Consider the following 20,107-nt stretch of genomic DNA (forward strand, 5'->3'; position numbering starts at 1 on the left):
CCAATCCCGGCAACCGAATACAGATTTGGCGCGAGAACGCAAATCCCCCATACGGGGGACAGGTTTCAGCCAGCGATTGTGTCGTTCTCAGGCACCTGCAACCGCGCAGAAATGCTTCATCCTGGCCAGCGCAAGCTCGGGATCGGCGAGCAACCCTGCCTGGTCGGCAAGGCGGAAGATGTCGGCATAGTGCAGGATGCCGCGCGCCGACTGCATGCCGCCGACCATGGCGAAATGGTCCTGATGGCCGTTGAGCCAGGCAATGAAGACGATGCCGGCCTTGTAATACTCCGTCGGCGCCTCGAAGATCTTGCGCGACAACGGCACTGTCGGCGCCATCAGCGCGTCAAAGCCGGCGCGGTCGCCGTCAGCCAGTTTCGCGAGCGCCGCACTGGCGACCGGCGCGATGGCGTCGAATATGCCGAGCAAGGCGTGCGAGTGCCGCTTCCCGTCGCCGGCAATCAGTTCGGGATAGTTGAAATCGTCGCCGGTGAACATGACGACGCCTTCCGGCAACCGGTTGCGCAAGGCAACTTCCTTGCCGGCATCGAGCAGGGAAATCTTTATCCCCTCGACCTTGCCGGCATGACGCTCGATGATGGCGACGACGGTGTCGAGCGCGGCCTCGAAATTGCCGCTGCCCCAATAACCTTTCAGTGCAGGATCGAACATGTCGCCCAGCCAGTGCAGGATGACCTTGCCGGATGCCTGGCTGAGGATGCGATCGTAGACCCTGATATAGTCGTCCGGACCCTTTGCGACCGCTGCCAGCGCCCGGCTGGCCATCATGATCGCCTTGCCGCCCTCGCCTTCAATGAAAGCGAACTGCTCCTCATAGGCGGCGATCACATCTTCGAGTGATCTCGAATTGGCCGGCGCCAGATGATCGGTGCCGGCGCCCGAGGCGAGGTCTGCGCATTCGACGCTGCGCGCCTCGGCGATCGAGCGCCGGATCAATTCCTGCGCATTCGCCCAGTCGAAACCCATGCCGCGCTGCGAGGTGTCCATCGCCTCGGCGATGCGGAAGCCAAGCCGCCACAAATGATGCCGAAACGCCATCGTCTTGTCCCAGTCGACCGCAGGCTTCGACCAGGGGTCGGTCATCGCGAAAGGGTCGGCGACGACATGGGCCGCGGCATAGGCGATGCGCGGGAAAACCGCACCGATTACGGGCTCGACCGGACTGCCCGCGAGCTTGTAGCTGACGCGGCCGCCATTCTGCGTAGGCAGGGTGATATCCATGGCAACCTCCGTTTCGGCATCCTATAAATGGAACGTTCCAATAAATCAAGAAACTTTATGATTCCGGCGATTGAACCGGCCCAAACGTTGAAGAAGGCTAAGAGTCCTTGCTAGGAACCACATTCATCACCTTTTCGATCTCCGCAAGAATCCCGATTGACTCTCGTTTGGCAGAGTGATTAGAACGTTCCAATAGATTTTCTCATTTAGGCGGAGGAAACCACCGACATGGCCAGCCGGGCCAAGGCAACGATCCTGGACATCGCCCGCGAGGCTGGTGTGTCCAAATCGACGGTGTCGCTTGTGCTGCAAGGCTCAGGGCTGATCCGGCCTGAAACCGCGGTCAAGGTTCGCAAGGCGATCGAGGATGTCGGCTATGTCTACAACCGCGGCGCCGCCAATCTGCGCAAAGCCCATTCCAACGTCATCGGCATGGTCATCAACGATCTCACCAACCCCTTTTTCGCCGAGCTGGCGGTCGGCATGGAGCGCGTCTTCCAGTCGGCCGGCATCGTGCCCTTCATCGCCAACACGGCGGAGAACCCGGTGCGCCAGGAAGAAGTGCTGAAGTCGCTGATGGAACAGGGCGTCGCAGGCCTGATCGTGTCACCGGCACGCGGCACCACGCCGGGCGCCTTCCGTCGCCTCGAGATGGCGGGCGTGCCGGTCGTCTTCGCCATGCGCCGCCTGCCGGACAGCCGCATCCCGGTGATCGCTCCTGACAACCATCGCGGCGCGTATCTCGCCGCCGCCCATCTGATCGGCAAGGGCCATCGCCGGCTGGCCTTCTTCGGCGGCACCTCCGACCTGGTCGTCTATCAGGAGCGCCTGGGCGGTTTTCGTGAAGCTTGCGAAACATTGGGCATTGCCAGGCGCGACGTGCTTGTCGTCGAAGGCGAGACCAGCCGCAGGGGCGGCATCGCGTGCCTGGAAACCGCCCTTGCCATGGCCGAGCCGCCGACGGCGGCACTGTGCTTCAACGATGCCGTCGCCTTCGGCGTCATGCTGGCGCTGCGCAAGCGCGGGCTGGAGCCCGGCGCGGACTTTGCCGTCGTCGGCTTCGACGACGTGGTCGAGGCCGAGCATTATATGCCGGCGCTGACCAGCGTCTCGGTCGACACACCCGGCCTCGGTGAACGCGCCGCCCACGTCATGCTGAAGATGATCCAGTCGCGCACCACGCATGCCGAGGACCATATCGGCGCCGTCAATCTGGTCGTCAGGGACAGCTGCGGTCCCGGTCGCCGCGCCCAGGACACATCAGCAGGAATGGGAGACGCGGCATGAGCGTCAGATGGGGACTGATCGGCGCCAGCACGATCGCCAAACAGTTCATGATCAACGCCATCCGCGCACAAAAGGATGGCGAGATATCAGCGGTGATGAGCTCCAACCCGGAGCGCGCCAAGACCTATGCCGCAGAAAACAACATTCCTCTCGCCGTCTCGACGCTTGACGATTTGCTCGGCGCCGACATCGACGTCGTCTACATCTCGACCACCAATGAACTGCATCTCGAACAGGCGCTGGCCGCGATCAAGGCGGGAAAGCATGTTCTGTGCGAAAAGCCGCTGGCGCTGAACAGCACTGATGCGCGCACGATCGTCGCCGCCGCCAAGGAAGCCGGCGTGGTGCTTGGCACCAACCATCATCTGCGCAATGCCGGCGCCCACCGCGCCATGCGCGACGCCATATCAGCCGGCCGCATCGGCAAGCCGATTGCCGCGCGCGTCTTCCATTCCGTCTATTTGCCGGAAAACCTGCAGGGCTGGCGCATTACCAAGCCTGAGGCCGGCGGCGGCGTGGTGCTCGACATCACCGTGCATGATGCCGACACGCTGCGCTTCGTGCTCGGCGACGACCCGGTCGAGGTCTCCGCCTTCACCCAGTTGGCCGGCATGGCCAGCAGCGGGCTGGAAGACGGCGCCATGTGCATCTGGCGCTTCGGGTCGGGCATCATCGCCCAGTCGCATGAAGGCTTCACAACCAAGTTCGCCGATACCGGCTTTGAGGTGCATGGTTCCGAAGGTTCGCTGATCGCAAAAAATGTGATGACGCAGAAGCCAGTCGGCTCGGTGCTGCTACGCACCGCCAAGGGCGAGGAAGAACTGAGCTTCGACCGAGAAGACCTCTACGCCAGGTCGCTGCGCCAGTTCCATGCCGCCATGCGTGGAGAAGGCCAGCCCTCCGCCACCGGCGAGGACGGCGTCTGGTCGCTGGCCTCAGCCGAAGCAGCGTTGCAGTCGGCAAAGTCCGGCAAGGCCGTCACTATCGATCCGAAAGGTGTCGTGTGAGCAAGCTCGTCTCCGCCGCTGAAGCAGCAAGCCTCATCAAGGACGGCATGACCGTCTCCGTCTCGTCGTCGAGCGGCCTTGGCTGCCCTGACGCCGTCCTGGCTGCCATCGGCGAGCGCTTCGACGCCGAAGGCCATCCGAAAGACATCACCACGCTGCATCCGATCGCCGCCGGCGACATGTATGGCATCAAGGGCATCGACCATCTGGCCAAGCCCGGCTTGTTGAAGCGCACGCTCTGCGGCTCCTATCCCTCGGGCCCCTCCTCGACCGAGCCGCCGCAGATATGGAAGATGATCGGCGACAATTCGGTCGCTGCCTACAATGTGCCGTCGGGCATCCTGTTCGACATGCACCGCGAGGCCGCCGCCAAGCGGCCCGGTGTGCTGACCAAGGTCGGCCTCGACACTTTCGCCGACCCGCGCCACCAGGGCTGCGCCATGAATGCGGCTGCAAGCGAGCCGATCGTCTCGGTGCAGCAGTTCGACGGCGAGGAATGGCTCTATTTCCGCTCGATCGTGCCCAACGTTTCGATCATCCGCGCCACCACCGCCGACGAGCGCGGCAACCTGACCTATGAACATGAAGGCGCCTATCTCGGCGGCCTCGAACAGGCACTCGCCGCGCGCAACAATGGCGGCATCGTCATTGCGCAGGTCAAGCGGGTCGTCGAGAACGGCACGCTGAAGCCGCATGACGTGCGCGTGCCCGGCGTCCTGGTCGACCACATCGTGGTGGCGCCGGACCAGTTGCAGACGACGTTGACGCCTTACGACCCGGCGATTTCGGGCGAGATCTTCCGGCCGTTGTCCAGCTTCCGCAACGCTGAGATGAACGTCCAGAAAGTAATCGCGCGCCGCGTCGCCATGGAATTGCGCGACGGCATGGCGGTCAACATTGGCTTCGGCATCTCGGCAAACGTGCCGCGTATCCTTCTCGAGGAAGGCCAGCACGGCAAGGTCACCTGGGTGATCGAGCAGGGCGCCGTCGGCGGCGTGCCGCTGCTCGACTTCAAGTTCGGCTGCGCTTCCAATGCCGAAGCGATCATGCCCTCGCCGCACCAGTTCATCTATTTCCAGGCCGGCGGCTTCGATGCCTCGCTGCTCTCCTTCTTGCAGATCGACCGCCATGGCTCCGTCAACGTGTCGAAACTCTCGGCCCGGCCACATGTCACCGCCGGGGCCGGCGGCTTTGTCGACATCACGGCACGGGCGAAAAAGATCGTCTTCTCCGGCTTCTTCAATGCCGGCGCAAAACTGTCGCTCGCCGATGGCGGCATCCGCATCGATGCAGAAGGCAAGGTCAAGAAGGTGGTCAACGAGGTCGAACACATCTCCTTCTCCGGCAAGCGCGCCGTCGCGCAAGGGCAGGACATCACCTACGTCACCGAGCGCTGCGTGATGAAGCTGACGCCGGACGGTCTGATGGTGACGGAATTGGCGCCCGGCATCGACCTCGAACGCGATGTGCTGGCGCAGTCAGAGATTCCGCTCGGCATCGCCAACGATCTCAAGTTCACGCCGGCGGCTCTCTATCAGGACCGGCCGATCGGCCTGTCGCTGAATGGTGGCGCTTCTCTCGGAGGCGCGCATGGCTGAGCGCCTCGTCACCTTCGAGCAGGACGGCGCCATCGGCATCGTCACGCTGCGCCGGCCGGAGAAGTTCAACGCGCTGGACATTCCGATGCTGCGCGCGCTCGAGACAGCGCTCGACGAAGCCGAAATGGCTGAAGGCGTGCGCGTCGTGCTGATCCGCGGCGAAGGCAAAGGCTTTTGCGCCGGCGGCGACGTCGAGGCCTGGGCACAAATGAGCGCTGCCGACTTTCAGGTGCAATGGGTGCGCTACGGCCACCGTGTCTTCGACCGACTGGCGCGGCTGCGGCAGCCGACCATCGCGGTGCTTTCCGGCCATGCGCTGGGTGGCGGGCTGGAGCTGGCGGTCGCCTGCGACTTCCGTGTCGCCGAAACGCAGGTGAAGCTCGGCTTCCCCGAGACATCGATCGGCGTCGTCCCCGGTTGGTCCGGCACGCAGCGCGCCGTGCGCCGCTTTGGGGCCCAGATCGTGCGCCGCATGGCACTCGGCGGCGAGCTCTTTGCCGCCTCCGACGCGCTTGCACTCGGCGTCGTTGACCGCGTGGTCGAGACCGGCCAGGCGCTGGCAGAGGCCAGGACTTGGGCCGAAAAAATCGCCGGGCGCGGGCCGCTCGCAACCGAAGCCGCCAAGCTGATGATCGCAGTCGCCGAAGGCGAGGAAAGTGCGGCCGCCACCGAGGCGCTCGCCAGCGGCTTCGTTGCGCTGACCGGCGACCTCAAAGCCGGCGTGAGCGCCTTCAAGGCCAAGCAGAAGCCGGCCTTTTCAAGATCCTAGAGAAAGCATGATGAACGCACCGCTCAACATTTCCATGCCGGCCGAGGCGTCCAAGGCGCCGAAGGCTTACAAGCTCCTGATCGACGGCAAGCATGTCGATGCCCGTGACGGCCGCACGATTGCGCGCAACAGCCCCGGCCATGGCTTCACCGTTTCGCGCTATGCGCAGGCCGGCGAGGCCGAGGTGGAGGCGGCCATGCAGGCCGCGCACAAGGCATTCGAGACCGGCCCGTGGCCGCGCACGAAGGCGGCCGAGCGCGCAGCCATCCTGCTCAAGACGGCCGACCTGATCGAGGCCCAGCTCGAAGACATCGCCCGCCTCGATGCGCTGGAGTCCGGCAAGCCGATCGCCCAGGCGCGTGGCGAGATCGGCGGCGCCGTCGACATCTGGCGTTATGCCGCCTCGCTCGCCCGCACGCTGCACGGCGAGAGCTACGCCAATCTCGGCGACGCCATGCTGGGCGTCGTCCTGCGCGAGCCGATCGGCGTCGTCTCGATCATCACCCCGTGGAATTTCCCGTTCCTGATCGTCAGCCAGAAACTGCCCTTCGCGCTCGCCGCCGGCTGCACCGCGGTGGTCAAGCCGAGCGAAATGACCTCGGCCTCGACCTTCGTGCTCGGCGACATCCTGATGCAGGCCGGCCTGCCCGCGGGCGTCGTCAACATCCTGGCCGGCCTCGGCGCCGATGTCGGGGGGCCGATGGTCAGCCATCCGCTGGTCGAGATGGTGTCGTTCACCGGCTCTACCCGCGTCGGCAAGATGACCATGGCTTCCGCCGCGCAGTCGCTGAAGAAAGTCTCGATGGAGCTCGGCGGCAAGAACGGCCAGATCGTCTTCCCCGATGCCGATCTCGAGGCGGCCGCTGACGCAGCAGTGTTCGGCGGCTTCTTCAACGCCGGCGAATGCTGCAATGCCGGCAGTCGGCTGATCGTGCATGAAGCCATCGCCGACGATTTCCTCGCCACTGTCAAGGCCCTGACCGCCAAGGTAACGGTCGGCGACCCACTCGACGACCGAACCAAGGTTGGCGCGATGATTTCCGCCGACCATCTGACCAAGGTCGCGGATTACGTTGCGGCAGCAGCAAAAGACGGCAGCAATGTCTATAGCGGTGGCGGCCAATTGGCGTCCAATGCCGGCCACTACCTCGATCCGACCATCATCCGCGGCGTTACCGAAGACATGGCTATTGCGCGCGAGGAAGTGTTCGGCCCGGTGCTCTCCGTGCTGACTTTTGGATCGATTGAAAAGGCGTTGCACATCGCCAACAACACGCCCTATGGTCTGTCTGCAGGGGTGTGGAGCGCCAGCATCGACACTTGTATGTCGGTGGCGCGTGGTGTGCGTTCGGGGACCGTTTGGGTGAACACATTCATGGAAGGCTTTCCCGAGTTGCCATTCGGGGGCTACAAGCAGTCCGGCATCGGACGCGAACTCGGCAAACGCGCTGTCGAGGATTATACCGAGGAAAAGACAATCCAGTTTCATCGCGGCCAGCGCACCGGTTGGTGGGTCGGCTGAGTTTGGAAGAACCCGGTGGGCTTCCACCGGTCGTGTAATGCAACAAGGGAGGTAGAACATGTTGCGCAAACTGCTTATCGGAACGGCTCTGGCGACGGCCTTTGCTTTCTCGGCCCATGCCGAGGACGTCAAGGAAGTGCAGATGCTGCATTGGTGGACGTCGGGCGGCGAAGCGGCTGCTCTCAATGTCCTCAAGGGCGACCTTGCCAAGGAAGGCTATGCCTGGAAGGACGTGCCGGTGGCCGGTGGTGGCGGCGACGCCGCCATGACTGCGCTGAAGGCGATGGTCGCGGCCGGCAATTACCCGACCGCGTCGCAGATGCTCGGCTACACCGTGCTCGACTATGCGGCGGCCGGCGTGATGGGCGACCTGACCGAGACGGCGAAGAAGGAAGGCTGGGACAAGTCGGTTCCGGCAGCCCTGCAGAAGTTCTCCGTCTATGACGGCAAGTGGGTCGCTGCTCCAGTCAACGTCCACTCCGTCAACTGGCTGTGGATCAACAAGGCGGTGATGGACAAGATCGGCGGCACCGAGCCAAAGACCTTCGACGACTTCGTCGCCCTGCTCGACAAAGCCAAGGCGGCTGGCGTCATCCCGCTCGCCCTTGGCGGCCAGAACTGGCAGGAAGCCACCATGTTCGACTCGGTTGTGCTGTCGACCGGCGGACCTGAGTTCTACAAGAAGGCCTTCAACGACCTCGACGACGAGTCCCTCAAGTCGGACACGATGAAGAAGTCGTTCGATAACCTCGCCAAGCTCGTCACCTATGTCGACCCGAACTTCTCGGGCCGCGACTGGAACCTTGCCACCGCCATGGTCATCAAGGGCGATGCCCTGGTGCAGGTGATGGGTGACTGGGCCAAGGGCGAGTTCAACGCCGCCAAGAAAACGCCGGGCACCGACTTCCTGTGCTATCGCTTCCCGGGCACGGAAGGCTCGGTGGTCTACAACTCCGACATGTTCGGCATGTTCAACGTTCCGGACGACCGCAAGGCCGCCCAGGTCGCGTTGGCCACCGCCACCCTGTCGAAGAGCTTCCAGTCGGCCTTCAACGTCGTCAAGGGTTCGGTTCCCGCCCGTACCGACGTTCCCGACACCGACTTCGACGCGTGCGGCAAGAAGGGCATCGCCGACCTGAAGGCTGCCAACGAAGGCGGCACGCTGTTCGGCTCGCTTGCCCAGGGCTATGGCGCGCCTCCGGCGGTCGCCAATGCCTACAAGGACGTCGTTTCGAAGTTCGTCCACGGTCAGATCAAGACCTCGGACGAAGCCGTGACCGAACTGGTCAAGGCAATCGACGACGCCAAGTAAGCCCTGGCCAGCAAGACACCTTCCCCGCTTCGGCGGGGAAGGTTCGCCTCAGGATTGGCCGGCTGGCGCAATTCCAGGAAAAGTGTGAGCGGTTTTCCGGCCGGAATTGCGTAAAAGAAAGAGTAGAGAGGTTCGCCGTTTCCGTGAAACGGTGAAACCCTCTTGAACACCATGCCGACCAGAGACCCGTATGCACGGGGCCGCCTTGCCGCCTGACGGCAGGCACGGACGACCCGAACGGGAGGAGCCCTATGAGCAGTGTAGCGACAACCCAGATCAAGCTGACGCCCGAGCGGTCTCGCCCCTCCGTGCGCGCGCGACTGCAGGACGCGCTGCCGAAGATCGTGCTGGCGCCGAGCTTCGCCATCACCATCGTCTTCGTCTATGGCTTCATCCTGTGGACGGTCTATCTGTCCTTCACCAATTCCAAGACTTTTCCGTCCTATGTCATCACCGGACCGCGCGCCTACCTACGGCTATGGGGCTGGACGTTCGACTCCGACCCGCCATCGAGCTGGTACACGTCGATCGTCAATATGGGCATTTTCGGCTTTCTCTACATCGCCATCTGCCTGGCGCTCGGCCTGTTCCTGGCCATCCTGCTCGACCAGAAGATTCGCGGCGAAGGCGTGTTGCGGCCGATCTATCTCTACCCGATGGCGCTGTCCTTCATCGTCACCGGCGTCGCCTGGAAATGGTTCCTCGACCCCGGCCTCGGTCTTGAGCAGACCTTGCATCAGTGGGGCTGGACGAGCTTCCATTTCGACTGGATCAAGAACAAGGATTTCGTCATCTACACGGTGGTCATTGCCGGCGTCTGGCAGGCCTCCGGCTTCATCATGGCGATGTTCCTGGCCGGCCTGCGCGGCATCGACGGCGAGATCATGAAGGCGGCGCAGATCGACGGCGCCACCACCTTCCAGCTCTATCGCCGCATCGTCATTCCGCTGCTGCGGCCAATTTTCCTGTCGGCCTTCATCGTGCTCGCGCACCTTGCCATCAAGTCCTACGATCTGGTGGTGGCGCTGACCAGCGGCGGCCCCGGTGGCTCGGCCTGGCTGCCGTCCAACTTCATGTATGAGTACACGTTCAAGCGCAACGAAATGGCTGTCGGCTCGGCCAGTGCCGTGATCATGCTGATGACCATCGTTGCCATCATCGTGCCTTATCTCTATTCGGAACTCAGGGAGAAGCCGCGATGAGCGCTGTCGCCACCCCTGCCCGCCCCGCTGCTTCCCAAAAGGCCTCCGGCGGCATGAGCACCAAGACCCTCAACCGCATCGTCATCTACGGGCTTCTAGCGCTGTTTGCGCTGTTTTATCTGATGCCGCTGTTCGTCATGCTGGTGACCTCGTTCAAGACCATGGACGAGATCCAGAACGGCAACATGCTGGCGTTGCCCACGGCGCCGACCTTCGACCCGTGGCTGAAGGCCTGGGGCGAGACCTGCGTCGGCCTCACCTGCGCCGGCATCAAGGGGTATTTCTGGAACTCGATCAAGATGGTGGTTCCAGCCGTACTGATCTCGACCATGCTCGGCGCGCTCAACGGCTACGTCTTGACCAAATGGCGCTTTCGCGGCGCCACGCTGGTGTTCGGGCTGATGCTGTTTGCCTGCTTCATTCCGTTCCAGTCGGTGCTGCTGCCGATGGCGACCATCCTCGGCAGCCTGGGACGTTTCGGCGTGAAGCTGCAGAATGCGACGGGTACGAGTTTCGGTCTCGGCAATCCGACGGTCAACCTGGTCTTCGTCCATGTCGTCTACGGCATCGGCTTCACCACGCTGTTTTTCCGCAACTATTACGAGGCGTTCCCGAACGAATTGATCAAGGCGGCGCAGGTCGACGGCGCCTCCTTCTTCCAGATCTTCCGCCGCATCATGCTGCCGAACTCGATGCCGATCTTCGTCGTCACCGTCATCTACCAGTTCACCAACATCTGGAACGACTTCCTGTTCGCTTCGGCTTACGCCGGCACAGGCGACTCCATGCCGATGACGGTGGCGCTCAACAACGTCGTCAACACCTCGACCGGCGTCGTCGAATACAACGTCAACATGGCGGCCGCGATGATCGCGGCTCTGCCCACTCTGATCGTCTATGTCGTCGCCGGCCGCTATTTCGTGCGCGGGCTGATGGCTGGCGCGGTCAAGGGCTGATCAATTCGGAAGGAACGACCATGGCTTTTCTGGAAATTGATGGGCTGAAGAAGCGCTTCGGGAATGTCGAGATCCTGAAGGGCATCGATGTCGAGCTCGAAAAGGGCGGCTTCCTGGTGCTGGTCGGCCCGTCCGGCTGCGGCAAGTCCACCTTGCTCAACACGATTGCCGGCCTGGAGCAGATCACCGAGGGCGAAATCCGCGTCGACGGCCGCGCCATCAACGATCTGCACCCATCCAAGCGCGACATCGCCATGGTGTTCCAGAGCTATGCGCTCTATCCGAACATGACGGTGGCCGGAAACATCTCCTTCGGCATGGAGATGCGCGGCGTGCCGGCCGACGAACGCCAAAAGGCGATCGACAAGGTGGCCAAGGTCCTGCAGATCGGCCACCTCCTGCAGCGCAAGCCGAGCCAGCTTTCCGGCGGCCAGCGCCAGCGCGTCGCCATGGGCCGGGCGCTGGTGCGCGACCCCAAGCTGTTCCTGTTCGACGAGCCTTTGTCCAACCTCGACGCCAAATTGCGCGTTGACATGCGCATCGAGATCAAGCGCCTGCATGCCACCACCGGCACAACCATCGTCTACGTCACCCACGACCAGATCGAGGCGATGACGCTGGCTACCAAGATCGCCGTCATGCGCGACGGCGAGGTGCAGCAGTTCGGCACCCCGGCCGAGATCTACAACAACCCGACCAATTTGTTCGTCGCCGACTTCATGGGTTCGCCAGCGATGAACCTGATCCCGGCGACCATTGCCACGTCGGGAAATGCGCTGTCCGTCGTGTTGGAGCGCGAGGCGCGCGAGCCGATCACGCTGCCGATGGCCAACGCGCCGGCGGGTCTTTCGGCATTCCAGGGCAAGCCGATCATCTTCGGCGTGCGCCCGGAAGCGCTGACCGATCCGGAAGGTGCGGAACGCAACGCCTCCAACATTGCCACTGCCGACCTGCACATCGAAGTGGTCGAGCCGGCAGGGTCCGATACTTTCGCGGTGACCAATCTCGGCGGCAAGGGCGTGGTGGCGCGGTTGCGGGCCGACGCCAACATCCAGCCGGGCACCAGCACGCCGCTCGCCTTCAACCTGACCAAGGCCGTGTTCTTCGATCCGGCGACCGAACACCGCATCCGCTGATCGAGATGGTCAGCCCCGATATCGTCATCATCGGCTCCGGCATCGGCGGCGCTACGATCGCCTCCGGTCTGGCGGGCAGCGGCGCCTCGATCCTGATGCTGGAGCGCGGCGAGCCCTTGACGGCAACGCCGCATGCCCGCGACACGCGCTCCATCTTCGTCGACGGCCACTACCGTCCGAAGGAGATGTGGCGCGAGCCCGGCGGCGCCGCCTTCAACCCCGGCAATTACTACTATGTCGGCGGCAATTCGAAATTCTACGGCGCGGTGCTGATCCGCTACCGCAAAGAGGATTTCGCCGCCGTGGAGCACTTCGGTGGCGTCTCGCCGGCATGGCCGTTTTCCTACGATGAATTCGAGCCTTGGTATTCGAAAGCCGAGCAGCTGTTTCGCGTCCGCGGCTCACTTGGCGAGGACCCGACCGAACCGTTCCACTCGGTCCCCTATGCCTTCAAGCCGGTGCCCGACGAAGCGCCGATTGCGCGCGCCCGCGCCGAGCTGAAGGGACTGGGCCTGCACCCCGCCTCGCTGCCGCTCGGCGTCGACATCGACACCTGGCTGAAGGAGGGCAAGACCGGCTGGGACGCATTCCCCAACACCGCCCAGGGCAAGGTCGATGCGCAGACCGGACCGCTGACGGCTGCACTTAAGGACAGCAATATCCGGCTCGAAACCGGCTGCCATGTCGAATATCTCGAAGCGTCGTCCGACGGCAAAAGCATCGCTGCCGTTCACTACCGTCAGAATGGCGAGCTGAAGAAAGTCGCGCCGAAGCTGGTCATCCTGTCCGCCGGCGCGGTCAATTCCGCCGTCATCCTGCTGCGCTCGCCTTCACCAGATGGCAAAGGCTTCGCCAACCGCTCCGACCAGGTCGGCCGCAATTTCATGAACCATAATTCGAGCGCCATGCTGGCGATCGATCCGCGCCGCAGGAACGACAGCGTCTACCAGAAGACGCTGATGCTGAATGACTACTATCTCTCCGACGGCAAAGGCGGCAAGCCGCTCGGCAACGTCCAGCTGCTCGGCAAGATCGACGGCAACATGTTGAAGGCCAACGTCAAACGCGTGCCGAAATTCGCGCTCGATTACATGGCCGGTCACGCCGTCGACTGGTATCTGATGTGCGAGGATCTACCCGATCCGGAAAGCCGCATCATGGTCGACGGCAAGGACATCGTCATGCAATGGCGGCGCTCCAACATGCAGTCGCTGGACGGGCTGACCAAGCTGATGCGTGAGAACTTCCGCGCCTGCGGTTATCCCATCGTGCTGTCGCGTCCCTTCGACAAGCGCACGCCCTCGCACCAGTGCGGCACGGTGAAAATGGGCGACGATCCGGCGACGTCGCCGCTCGACCCTTTCTGCCGCGCCTTCGACCACCCGAACCTGTTCGTTGTCGACGCCAGTTTTTTGCCGAACTCGGCCGCCGTGAATCCGGCGCTGTCGATTGCGGCACAGGCGCTGCGCGTGGCCGAGCATATTCGCCGAACGGACCTCGCGGCATGACCCGCCCCGCAGCAATCGTCACCGGCGGTGCGCGCGGCATTGGGCTCGCCTGCGCCGAGGCGCTGGCCGGGGCCGGCTTCGACATTTTGATCGCCGACCTTGCCGAACAAGCGCCGGACGAACTGGCCGCCAACATCACCGCACGGGGTGCGGAGTTCGCCTATGTCCGTTGTGATATCGCCAACCTCGAGGATCACACGGCCCTCGTCGACGCCGCCATACGTGCCTTCAGCCGAATCGACTGCCTCGTCAACAATGCCGGCGTCGGCGCCATGGTGCGCGGCGACCTGCTGGAGCTGAAGCCCGAAAACTTCGACCGTGCGCTCGCCATCAATCTGCGCGGCACAGTCTTCCTTAGCCAGGCCGTCGCCAAGGCGATGCTGGCGGCTCCCAGCAATCATCCGCGCTCGATCATCACCATCACCTCGGTCAGCGCCGATATGGCCTCGCCGGAACGCGCCGACTACTGCATCTCGAAAGCCGGCCTTTCGATGTGGGTGAAGAACCTGGCGCTACGGCTTGCGCCGGAAAACATCGGCGTGTTCGAACTGCGGCCGGGCATCATTCGCACCGACATGACCGCGAGCGTATCAGCCAAATACGACGCGCTTATCGACAGCGGCCTGGTGCCGGCAAAACGCTGGGGCGAAGCATCGGACATCGGCGCCGTGGTGGCGACGCTTGCCGCCGGCAAGCTCGGCTTTTCCACAGGCTCGATTATCAATGTCGACGGCGCGCTCTCCGTGCCTCGACTGTAGGTGGATAGAGTTATGACCGACTACATCATCGTAGGTGCCGGCCCGGCCGGCTGCGTTCTGGCCAACCGGCTGAGCGAGGATCCAGCGAATTCCGTGCTGCTGCTCGAGGCCGGCGGCAAGGACTGGCACCCCTACATCCACATGCCGGCGGGCTTTGCCAAGATGACCAAGGGCATCGCTTCCTGGGGCTGGTCGACTGTGCCGCAGAGGCACATGCAGGACCGCGTCTTCTGGTATACGCAGGCGAAGGTGGTCGGCGGCGGCTCGTCCATCAATGCCCAGATATACACGCGCGGCAACGCTCGCGACTACGACGCATGGGAGAAGGAAGAGGGCCTCGCGGGCTGGGGCTATCGCGACGTGCTGCCCTATTTCAAGCGCGCCGAGAACAACCAGCGCTTCGCCAACGATTTTCACGGCGACCAGGGGCCGCTCGGCGTGTCGAACCCGATTTCGCCGCTGCCGATTTGCGAGGCCTATTTCCGCGCCGGCCAAGAGATGGGCATCCCCTTCAACCCGGATTTCAACGGCGCTAGCCAGGAAGGCGTCGGCTACTACCAACTGACCCAGAAGGACGCCCGGCGCTCATCCGCTTCGGTCGCCTATTTGAAGCCCATCCGCGCCCGCAAGAACCTGACAGTCCGAACCGATGTGCTGGTCACCCGCATCGTCGTCGAGAAAGGCCGCGCCATCGGCGTCGAGATCGTCGACAAACCCGGCGGCGAGAAGACCATCATGCGCGCCGAGCGCGAAGTGATCGTCTCGTCCGGCGCCATCGGTTCGCCGAAGCTGTTGATGCAGTCGGGCATCGGCCCGGCTGATCACCTGAAATCGGTCGGCGTGACGCCGGTGCATGATCTGCCCGGTGTCGGCTCCAACATGCAGGACCATCTCGATTTGTTCGTCATCGCCGAATGCACCGGCGACCACACCTATGACAACTACGCCAAGCTGCACCGCACCGCGTGGGCCGGCTTGCAGTATCTGCTGCTGAAGAAAGGGCCGGTCGCCTCCAGCCTGTTCGAGACCGGCGGCTTCTGGTACGCCGATCCGACCGCCGCCTCGCCCGACATCCAGTTCCATCTGGGACTCGGCTCCGGCATCGAGGCCGGCGTCGAGAGGTTGAAGAACCCCGGCGTGACCTTGAACTCGGCCTTCCTGCGCCCGCGCTCGCGCGGCACGGTGCGGCTGAGCAGCGCCGACCCGGCCGACCACCCGCTGATCGATCCCAACTATTGGTCGGACCCTTATGACCGCGCCATGTCGATCAAGGGCCTCAGGCTTGCGCGCGAGATCATGCGGCAGAAGGCGCTTGCACCTTACGTGTTGCGCGAGGTGCTGCCCGGACCATCGCTCGCCAGCGATGACGAGCTGATCGACTATGCCTGCCGCACCGCCAAGACCGACCATCACCCCGTGGGCACCTGCCGCATGGGCCATGACGATATGGCGGTGGTCACACCGGACCTGCGCCTGCGCGGCATCGAGGGCCTGCGCGTCTGCGATGCCTCGGTGATGCCGCGCGTGCCTTCCTCCAACACCAATGCGCCGACCATCATGGTCGGCGAAAAAGGCGCCGACATCATCCTCGGCCGCGAGCCGCTTCCGCCGGCGGTGTTCTCCGGCAATCGGGCCGCATAGCCACTTAGGAGAACGAACCAATGATCAGACACTGCGTCTTCGTACGCTTCCGCAGCGATGTGCCCGCCACCGAGCGCACGGCAATCCACGACGATCTCGAAGCACTGCGCTCCGTCGTCGACGGCATGGACACGGTCCATTTCAGCACCAATGTCAGCCCGGAGCCGTTCGCGCGCGGCTTCAGCCATGCCTTCACCATCGACTTCCGCGATGCCGCCGCCCGCGACGCCTATCTCGTGCATGAAGCGCATCAGCGCGCCGGCGCCCGATTGGTCGCAGCGCTCGAAGGCGGCACCGACGGGCTGATGGTGTTCGATCTCGACATTACGAAAAAGTGACCGCGCTTCTTTCGAAAGCCGGCTGACGCCTGTTCTCTTTTGCGCCCCAAGGAACACATCGTTCCCCGGGGGCGTTTAGGAGGAACGTCGTGGCTCTCACCGCGCAGCAGAAGAAAACCGTCCTTGCCTCCTTCCTCGGCTGGACGCTCGACGCTTTTGATTTCTTCCTTCTGACGACACGCTTCATCGGCGCCTTCTTCTTCGGCAGGCTGGCCGACAAATATGGCCGCAAGCCCATTCTGATGCTCAACATCGTCAGCTATTCGGTGATCGGCGCGCTGGCTGCCTTCTCGCCCAATCTCGTGGCTACGCGCTGGCGCTGTTTGCCGGCGTGGTCGCCGTCTGCATCATCGTCGTCATCCGCTTCAGTCCGGAACGGCGCGGACAGGCGATGACCGTGCTCGGCTGAAGTATCAGGCTCTCAGCCCAGTCTGAGGGCCACCACACCGGCAACGATGCTGAGCGCGGCGGCGCCGCGCCAGCCTGTCATTTTCTCGCCGAGCGCGAAAACCGAGATCATCATGGCAAACAAGATCGACGTCTCGCGCAACGACGCCACCGAGGCGATCGGCGCCTTGGTCATCGCCCACATGACGATCCAGTAGGCCGCGCCGCTGAGCACGCCGGTGAACAGGCCTGCCTTCCAGTCGCGCGCCAGCACGGGTAGCGCCTTGGGTCCGCGAAAGATGAGGCACAGCACCAGCGCGCCAAAGGCATCGCAGATGAACAACCAGGCGGCATAGCTCTGCGCCGTCGCCGCCAGCCGCGCGCCGCTGCCATCCGACAGCGTATAGCTGGCAATGAAGATAGAGGTGCCGAGCGCAAAGCCGACTGCGCGCAGATTGATCCGCTCCAGATGCGCGCCGCCGCGAAACGACATCACCAGTGTGCCGGCCGACAACAAGAGGATGCCGAGGATGGCGAATGGGCCGGGGATCTCCTGCACCACGACAACGCCGCCGAGGGCCGCAAGCAGGGGTGCCGTGCCGCGCGCCAGCGGGTAGGTCTGGGCAAAGTCGCCTGCCTTGTAGGCGCCGATGAGGAAGGTCCGGTAGCCCATGTGAAAGAGCACCGAGGCGATGATGAAGGGCCATACCGCAGCCTTCGGAAACTCGACGAAGGGCAGCACGAACAGCGCGGCAAAACCCATGCCCAGCGTCATCAGCGTGATCGACAGGAAGCGGTCGAGATGCACCTTGACCAGCGCGTTCCAGATCGCGTGCATGGCGGCGGCGGCAAGCACCGCGAAAAAGACGAAAAGCGTCATCGAGGGCTCACCGATCTCCTGAGCTCAAAGGCGTTTCGAGATCGATATCGATCCGGACCGGAAAATGGTCTGAAGCGATCTCGCCTATATCGGCACTGACCGAGCGCACACGGTCCGCGAACATACCGCCGACGAAGCAATGGTCGAGCCGGCGTTTTGCCACTTTCCCGTCGATCGTTTTCACATGGGTGTGGAAATCGGCAGCCGGCTCGCTAGCGACGGCAGCGGCATCAACAAAGCCGTCGAGATAAGCTGCCCCGCGATGATAGGGCGTGCTGCCGACGATGCGGCTGTATTCGGCGCTGCCCGGCTCCATGTTGAAATCGCCCATCCAGATCGCAGCTGTCGGGTTTTCCGGCTCGGCCTCGCCACTGGTCCAGTTGCGCGAAGGCTCATCGTCCGCGCCGCTCCACGGGCCGCCCTCGGACGGCGCGCGGCGATGCTCGGCCAAGAGATAGTCGATCTGCTCCAGACGCTCCTCCGCCGCGATATGGGCGAGATGCAGCGACAGGACCCTTACCGGTCCGGCCGGCGTGCGGATCATGCATTCGAGCGCGGCGTTGCGCGTGTTGAGCGGCCGCAGCGTGCGGCGCATGGGCAGCGCGTGCAGCCGCGACCAGGCGATCGGCAGCTTCGACAGCAGCATGGTGCCGAACTGGCGGCGGCGGTTGACGACCCGGCCGTCGCGCTGCTCACTGGCGTCCATGTCGAAGGCCGGGCCATAGACCCAGTAATAGCTAGGCAGCAGCTTGGACAGGACCTCCGGCTGGTCGTCCTCATTGGTGCGCTGCCAATGCCGCTCGACCTCCTGCAGCGCGATGATATCGGCGCCGTCGACCAGCTTGGTGCAGCGCGAAAGATCGTAACGGCCATCGCCGCCGAACCCGTACTGGATGTTGTAGCTGACCAGCTTCATTGCTTATCCGGCTCAATTTCGCTTTGGCAGTAGCGGTTCGGCAGACGGGTTGCAATGTACCGGCACGACGGCGGAACTGGGCCAGCGTCTATGATGTGGTCAGCGGCTGGAACCGGCCCGCCGGCGATGCCGCCAGTTCGGCCCAGTCGATCTCTTCCTCCAGCCGGTGGTAGGCTTCGTCGCCGATCGTGCCGTTGCTGCGCAACTCCTCGAGCGTGTCGCGCTGGCGGTTGATGGCATAGAGGCGCAGCCGGTCGTATTCGGTCGCGGCCTGAGCGTCCTCCGGGTTTTCCGCAATCAGGCGCTGCGCTTCATACTGTTCGCGCACGACGGCGGCGGCCGCAGATGTCTTGCGGCTCAGCACGTCCAGTGCTGCCTGCATGATGGCGACGCGCGCCTGCGCCACCTCATTGTCGACGGTTCTATCGGGGTCGAAGTTGATCCAGCGCAGCAGCGGCTTCAGCGTCATGCCTTGCAGCACCAGCGTGCCCAGCACCACCGCGAAGGCGGCAAGCACGATCGGGTCGCGGCCGGGAAAATCGGCCGGCAGCGCAATGGCCACCACCAGCGTCACCAACCCACGCATGCCGCACCAGCCGACAATGACGGCGCCGCCGAATGTCGGCAATTCCCGCCTTGCCTCTTGGCTGCCGAAGCGGGCAAGCCACCGGATGATCGCGACGTAACTCGCCACCCAGACAAGGCGCGCGACGATAACGACGACCAGCACCGTTGCGGCGAAAAGGAATGCTTCGCCTTGCCCGTCGCCGGCCAGCCTGCCGACGATCGTGCGTGCCTGCAGGCCCATCAGCACGAAAGCCAGCACGTTGAGCACGAACACGGCCGACTCCCAGACCGAATAGGTGCTGACGCGGCGTCTCGCCGACGACTGGCGCGGCGCCCTGCGCGCAATGGTCATGGCATAGACGACGATGGTGATGATGGCGGAAAGGCCGAGCCTGTCGGCGATGATCCACACGGCGAAGGTTCCGGCAAACTGCACCACCGTGCTGCTCGCCGCATCCTCGATGCGGCCGAGCGCCAGCAGCGAGACGCGGCCAAACAGATAGCCCGCGACCAGACTGCCGATTGTTGCCAGCAGGATCACCGGAACGGCGTTGCTGAGCATGATGGTGCCAAGCGCGGCCGAAACCGCCAGCCGGTAGATCAGCAGCGCCGTGGCATCGTTGAGCAGGCTCTCGCCCTGCAGGATGGCGGTGATGCGGTGCGGTACCTTGAACTGGCTGAGCACGGCGGATGCGGCCACCGCATCCGGTGGCGCGACGATGGCGCCAAGCGCGATTGCCGCCGCGATCGGCAGGCCGGCCATCTTCCAGCCGACGAAGGCAACCACCACGGTGGTGAAGACGACGGCGCCTAGCGCCAGCAGCGCGAGCGACAGCCGGTAGCGCTTGAGGTCGCGCAGCGACGTGTCATAGGCGGCGTCGAGAAGCACCGGCGCGATGAACAGGGCAAGCGCCAGCTCCGGATCGATCTCGATCGTCGGCGCACCGGGTACGAAGGCAATCGCGACGCCGGCCAGAGCCAGCAGGGACGGATAGGGAATTTCCAGCCGCCGCGACAGCGCCGTCAGCGCGACGGCAGCCAGAAGCAGGATGAGGGTAAGTTCGAATAGCGCCATGGCCCA

The 20,107-nt window shown here is 63.9% G+C and carries 18 protein-coding genes; 14 read left to right on the forward strand and 4 right to left on the reverse strand.

Annotated elements, in window-relative coordinates:
* Nucleotides 1-87: 87 nt before the first annotated feature.
* A complete protein-coding gene (locus NLY44_RS16605) occupies nucleotides 88-1,242 on the reverse strand; it encodes a dihydrodipicolinate synthase family protein (protein ID WP_023804702.1) in 1,155 nt (384 codons plus the stop codon).
* A gap of 228 nt (nucleotides 1,243-1,470) precedes the next feature.
* Between NLY44_RS16605 and NLY44_RS16610 the strand changes: the two genes are divergently transcribed.
* The 14 genes from NLY44_RS16610 to NLY44_RS16675 all read left to right on the forward strand — a co-directional run bounded on the left by NLY44_RS16610 (nucleotide 1,471) and on the right by NLY44_RS16675 (nucleotide 16,671).
* Nucleotides 1,471-2,529 carry a LacI family DNA-binding transcriptional regulator gene (locus NLY44_RS16610; protein ID WP_023804701.1) on the forward strand — a complete coding sequence of 353 codons (1,059 nt, stop codon included), beginning with the start codon at nucleotides 1,471-1,473 and terminating at the stop codon, nucleotides 2,527-2,529.
* Nucleotides 2,526-3,536: a Gfo/Idh/MocA family protein gene (locus tag NLY44_RS16615; RefSeq protein WP_023804700.1), complete on the forward strand. Its 1,011-nt coding sequence runs from the start codon at nucleotides 2,526-2,528 to the stop codon at nucleotides 3,534-3,536. Before NLY44_RS16610 ends, NLY44_RS16615 begins: the two co-directional genes overlap by 4 nt.
* Nucleotides 3,533-5,134 carry an acyl CoA:acetate/3-ketoacid CoA transferase gene (locus NLY44_RS16620; protein WP_023804699.1) on the forward strand — a complete coding sequence of 534 codons (1,602 nt, stop codon included), beginning with the start codon at nucleotides 3,533-3,535 and terminating at the stop codon, nucleotides 5,132-5,134. Before NLY44_RS16615 ends, NLY44_RS16620 begins: the two co-directional genes overlap by 4 nt.
* Nucleotides 5,127-5,903, forward strand: a complete 777-nt coding sequence (locus NLY44_RS16625; protein WP_023671185.1) for an enoyl-CoA hydratase/isomerase family protein — start codon at nucleotides 5,127-5,129, stop codon at nucleotides 5,901-5,903. The genes NLY44_RS16620 and NLY44_RS16625 overlap by 8 nt, the downstream gene beginning before the upstream one ends.
* A gap of 10 nt (nucleotides 5,904-5,913) precedes the next feature.
* Entirely contained in the window at nucleotides 5,914-7,425 is a 1,512-nt protein-coding gene (locus tag NLY44_RS16630) for an aldehyde dehydrogenase family protein (protein WP_023804698.1), read from the forward strand.
* Between the two features lie 58 nt (nucleotides 7,426-7,483).
* The gene (locus tag NLY44_RS16635; RefSeq protein WP_027049809.1) at nucleotides 7,484-8,737 is read left to right on the forward strand and encodes an ABC transporter substrate-binding protein; all 1,254 of its coding nucleotides are present in this window, start codon (nucleotides 7,484-7,486) and stop codon (nucleotides 8,735-8,737) included.
* Nucleotides 8,738-8,988: 251 nt separating this feature from the next.
* Nucleotides 8,989-9,939, forward strand: a complete 951-nt coding sequence (locus tag NLY44_RS16640) for a carbohydrate ABC transporter permease (RefSeq protein ID WP_023671182.1) — start codon at nucleotides 8,989-8,991, stop codon at nucleotides 9,937-9,939.
* On the forward strand, nucleotides 9,936-10,895 hold the full coding sequence (locus NLY44_RS16645) for a carbohydrate ABC transporter permease (protein WP_023671181.1): 960 nt from the start codon (nucleotides 9,936-9,938) through the stop codon (nucleotides 10,893-10,895). Before NLY44_RS16640 ends, NLY44_RS16645 begins: the two co-directional genes overlap by 4 nt.
* 20 nt (nucleotides 10,896-10,915) lie before the next feature.
* Nucleotides 10,916-12,031 (forward strand): ABC transporter ATP-binding protein, encoded by a 1,116-nt coding sequence (locus NLY44_RS16650; RefSeq protein ID WP_023671180.1) that lies wholly within the window; start codon nucleotides 10,916-10,918, stop codon nucleotides 12,029-12,031.
* Between the two features lie 5 nt (nucleotides 12,032-12,036).
* Nucleotides 12,037-13,539 carry a GMC oxidoreductase gene (locus tag NLY44_RS16655; RefSeq protein WP_023804697.1) on the forward strand — a complete coding sequence of 501 codons (1,503 nt, stop codon included), beginning with the start codon at nucleotides 12,037-12,039 and terminating at the stop codon, nucleotides 13,537-13,539.
* Nucleotides 13,536-14,297, forward strand: a complete 762-nt coding sequence (locus NLY44_RS16660; protein WP_023804696.1) for a 3-ketoacyl-ACP reductase — start codon at nucleotides 13,536-13,538, stop codon at nucleotides 14,295-14,297. Before NLY44_RS16655 ends, NLY44_RS16660 begins: the two co-directional genes overlap by 4 nt.
* A 12-nt stretch (nucleotides 14,298-14,309) precedes the next feature.
* Nucleotides 14,310-15,938 (forward strand): GMC family oxidoreductase, encoded by a 1,629-nt coding sequence (locus tag NLY44_RS16665; protein ID WP_023691834.1) that lies wholly within the window; start codon nucleotides 14,310-14,312, stop codon nucleotides 15,936-15,938.
* Between the two features lie 20 nt (nucleotides 15,939-15,958).
* Nucleotides 15,959-16,276: a Dabb family protein gene (locus tag NLY44_RS16670; RefSeq protein WP_023671176.1), complete on the forward strand. Its 318-nt coding sequence runs from the start codon at nucleotides 15,959-15,961 to the stop codon at nucleotides 16,274-16,276.
* An 89-nt stretch (nucleotides 16,277-16,365) separates the two neighbouring features.
* Nucleotides 16,366-16,671: an MFS transporter gene (locus NLY44_RS16675; RefSeq protein ID WP_023671175.1), complete on the forward strand. Its 306-nt coding sequence runs from the start codon at nucleotides 16,366-16,368 to the stop codon at nucleotides 16,669-16,671.
* A 26-nt stretch (nucleotides 16,672-16,697) separates the two neighbouring features.
* Here the strand turns inward: NLY44_RS16675 and NLY44_RS16680 are convergent, their stop codons facing one another.
* From NLY44_RS16680 to NLY44_RS16690, 3 genes are all read right to left on the reverse strand, one after another.
* A complete protein-coding gene (locus NLY44_RS16680) occupies nucleotides 16,698-17,543 on the reverse strand; it encodes an EamA family transporter (protein WP_023671174.1) in 846 nt (281 codons plus the stop codon).
* 7 nt (nucleotides 17,544-17,550) lie between these two features.
* Complete coding sequence (locus NLY44_RS16685) at nucleotides 17,551-18,459, reverse strand: endonuclease/exonuclease/phosphatase family protein (RefSeq protein WP_023671173.1); 909 nt, start codon at nucleotides 18,457-18,459, stop codon at nucleotides 17,551-17,553.
* 88 nt (nucleotides 18,460-18,547) lie between these two features.
* Nucleotides 18,548-20,101 (reverse strand): cation:proton antiporter, encoded by a 1,554-nt coding sequence (locus NLY44_RS16690; protein ID WP_023804695.1) that lies wholly within the window; start codon nucleotides 20,099-20,101, stop codon nucleotides 18,548-18,550.
* Nucleotides 20,102-20,107: the final 6 nt, after the last annotated feature.

Origin of the sequence: Mesorhizobium sp. C089B, assembly GCF_030323125.1 — a bacterium.
Taxonomy (GTDB): domain Bacteria; phylum Pseudomonadota; class Alphaproteobacteria; order Rhizobiales; family Rhizobiaceae; genus Mesorhizobium.

Bases quoted from the DNA above. Each gene is read 5' to 3' on its own strand.
- NLY44_RS16605 (WP_023804702.1), bottom strand. From the start codon at position 1,242: ATGGATATCACCCTGCCTACGCAGAATGGCGGCCGCGTCAGCTACAAG.
- NLY44_RS16610 (WP_023804701.1), top strand. From the start codon at position 1,471: ATGGCCAGCCGGGCCAAGGCAACGATCCTGGACATCGCCCGCGAGGCT.
- NLY44_RS16615 (WP_023804700.1), top strand. From the start codon at position 2,526: ATGAGCGTCAGATGGGGACTGATCGGCGCCAGCACGATCGCCAAACAG.
- NLY44_RS16625 (WP_023671185.1), top strand. From the start codon at position 5,127: ATGGCTGAGCGCCTCGTCACCTTCGAGCAGGACGGCGCCATCGGCATC.
- NLY44_RS16630 (WP_023804698.1), top strand. From the start codon at position 5,914: ATGAACGCACCGCTCAACATTTCCATGCCGGCCGAGGCGTCCAAGGCG.
- NLY44_RS16635 (WP_027049809.1), top strand. From the start codon at position 7,484: ATGTTGCGCAAACTGCTTATCGGAACGGCTCTGGCGACGGCCTTTGCT.
- NLY44_RS16640 (WP_023671182.1), top strand. From the start codon at position 8,989: ATGAGCAGTGTAGCGACAACCCAGATCAAGCTGACGCCCGAGCGGTCT.
- NLY44_RS16645 (WP_023671181.1), top strand. From the start codon at position 9,936: ATGAGCGCTGTCGCCACCCCTGCCCGCCCCGCTGCTTCCCAAAAGGCC.
- NLY44_RS16650 (WP_023671180.1), top strand. From the start codon at position 10,916: ATGGCTTTTCTGGAAATTGATGGGCTGAAGAAGCGCTTCGGGAATGTC.
- NLY44_RS16655 (WP_023804697.1), top strand. From the start codon at position 12,037: ATGGTCAGCCCCGATATCGTCATCATCGGCTCCGGCATCGGCGGCGCT.
- NLY44_RS16660 (WP_023804696.1), top strand. From the start codon at position 13,536: ATGACCCGCCCCGCAGCAATCGTCACCGGCGGTGCGCGCGGCATTGGG.
- NLY44_RS16665 (WP_023691834.1), top strand. From the start codon at position 14,310: ATGACCGACTACATCATCGTAGGTGCCGGCCCGGCCGGCTGCGTTCTG.
- NLY44_RS16670 (WP_023671176.1), top strand. From the start codon at position 15,959: ATGATCAGACACTGCGTCTTCGTACGCTTCCGCAGCGATGTGCCCGCC.
- NLY44_RS16680 (WP_023671174.1), bottom strand. From the start codon at position 17,543: ATGACGCTTTTCGTCTTTTTCGCGGTGCTTGCCGCCGCCGCCATGCAC.
- NLY44_RS16685 (WP_023671173.1), bottom strand. From the start codon at position 18,459: ATGAAGCTGGTCAGCTACAACATCCAGTACGGGTTCGGCGGCGATGGC.
- NLY44_RS16690 (WP_023804695.1), bottom strand. From the start codon at position 20,101: ATGGCGCTATTCGAACTTACCCTCATCCTGCTTCTGGCTGCCGTCGCG.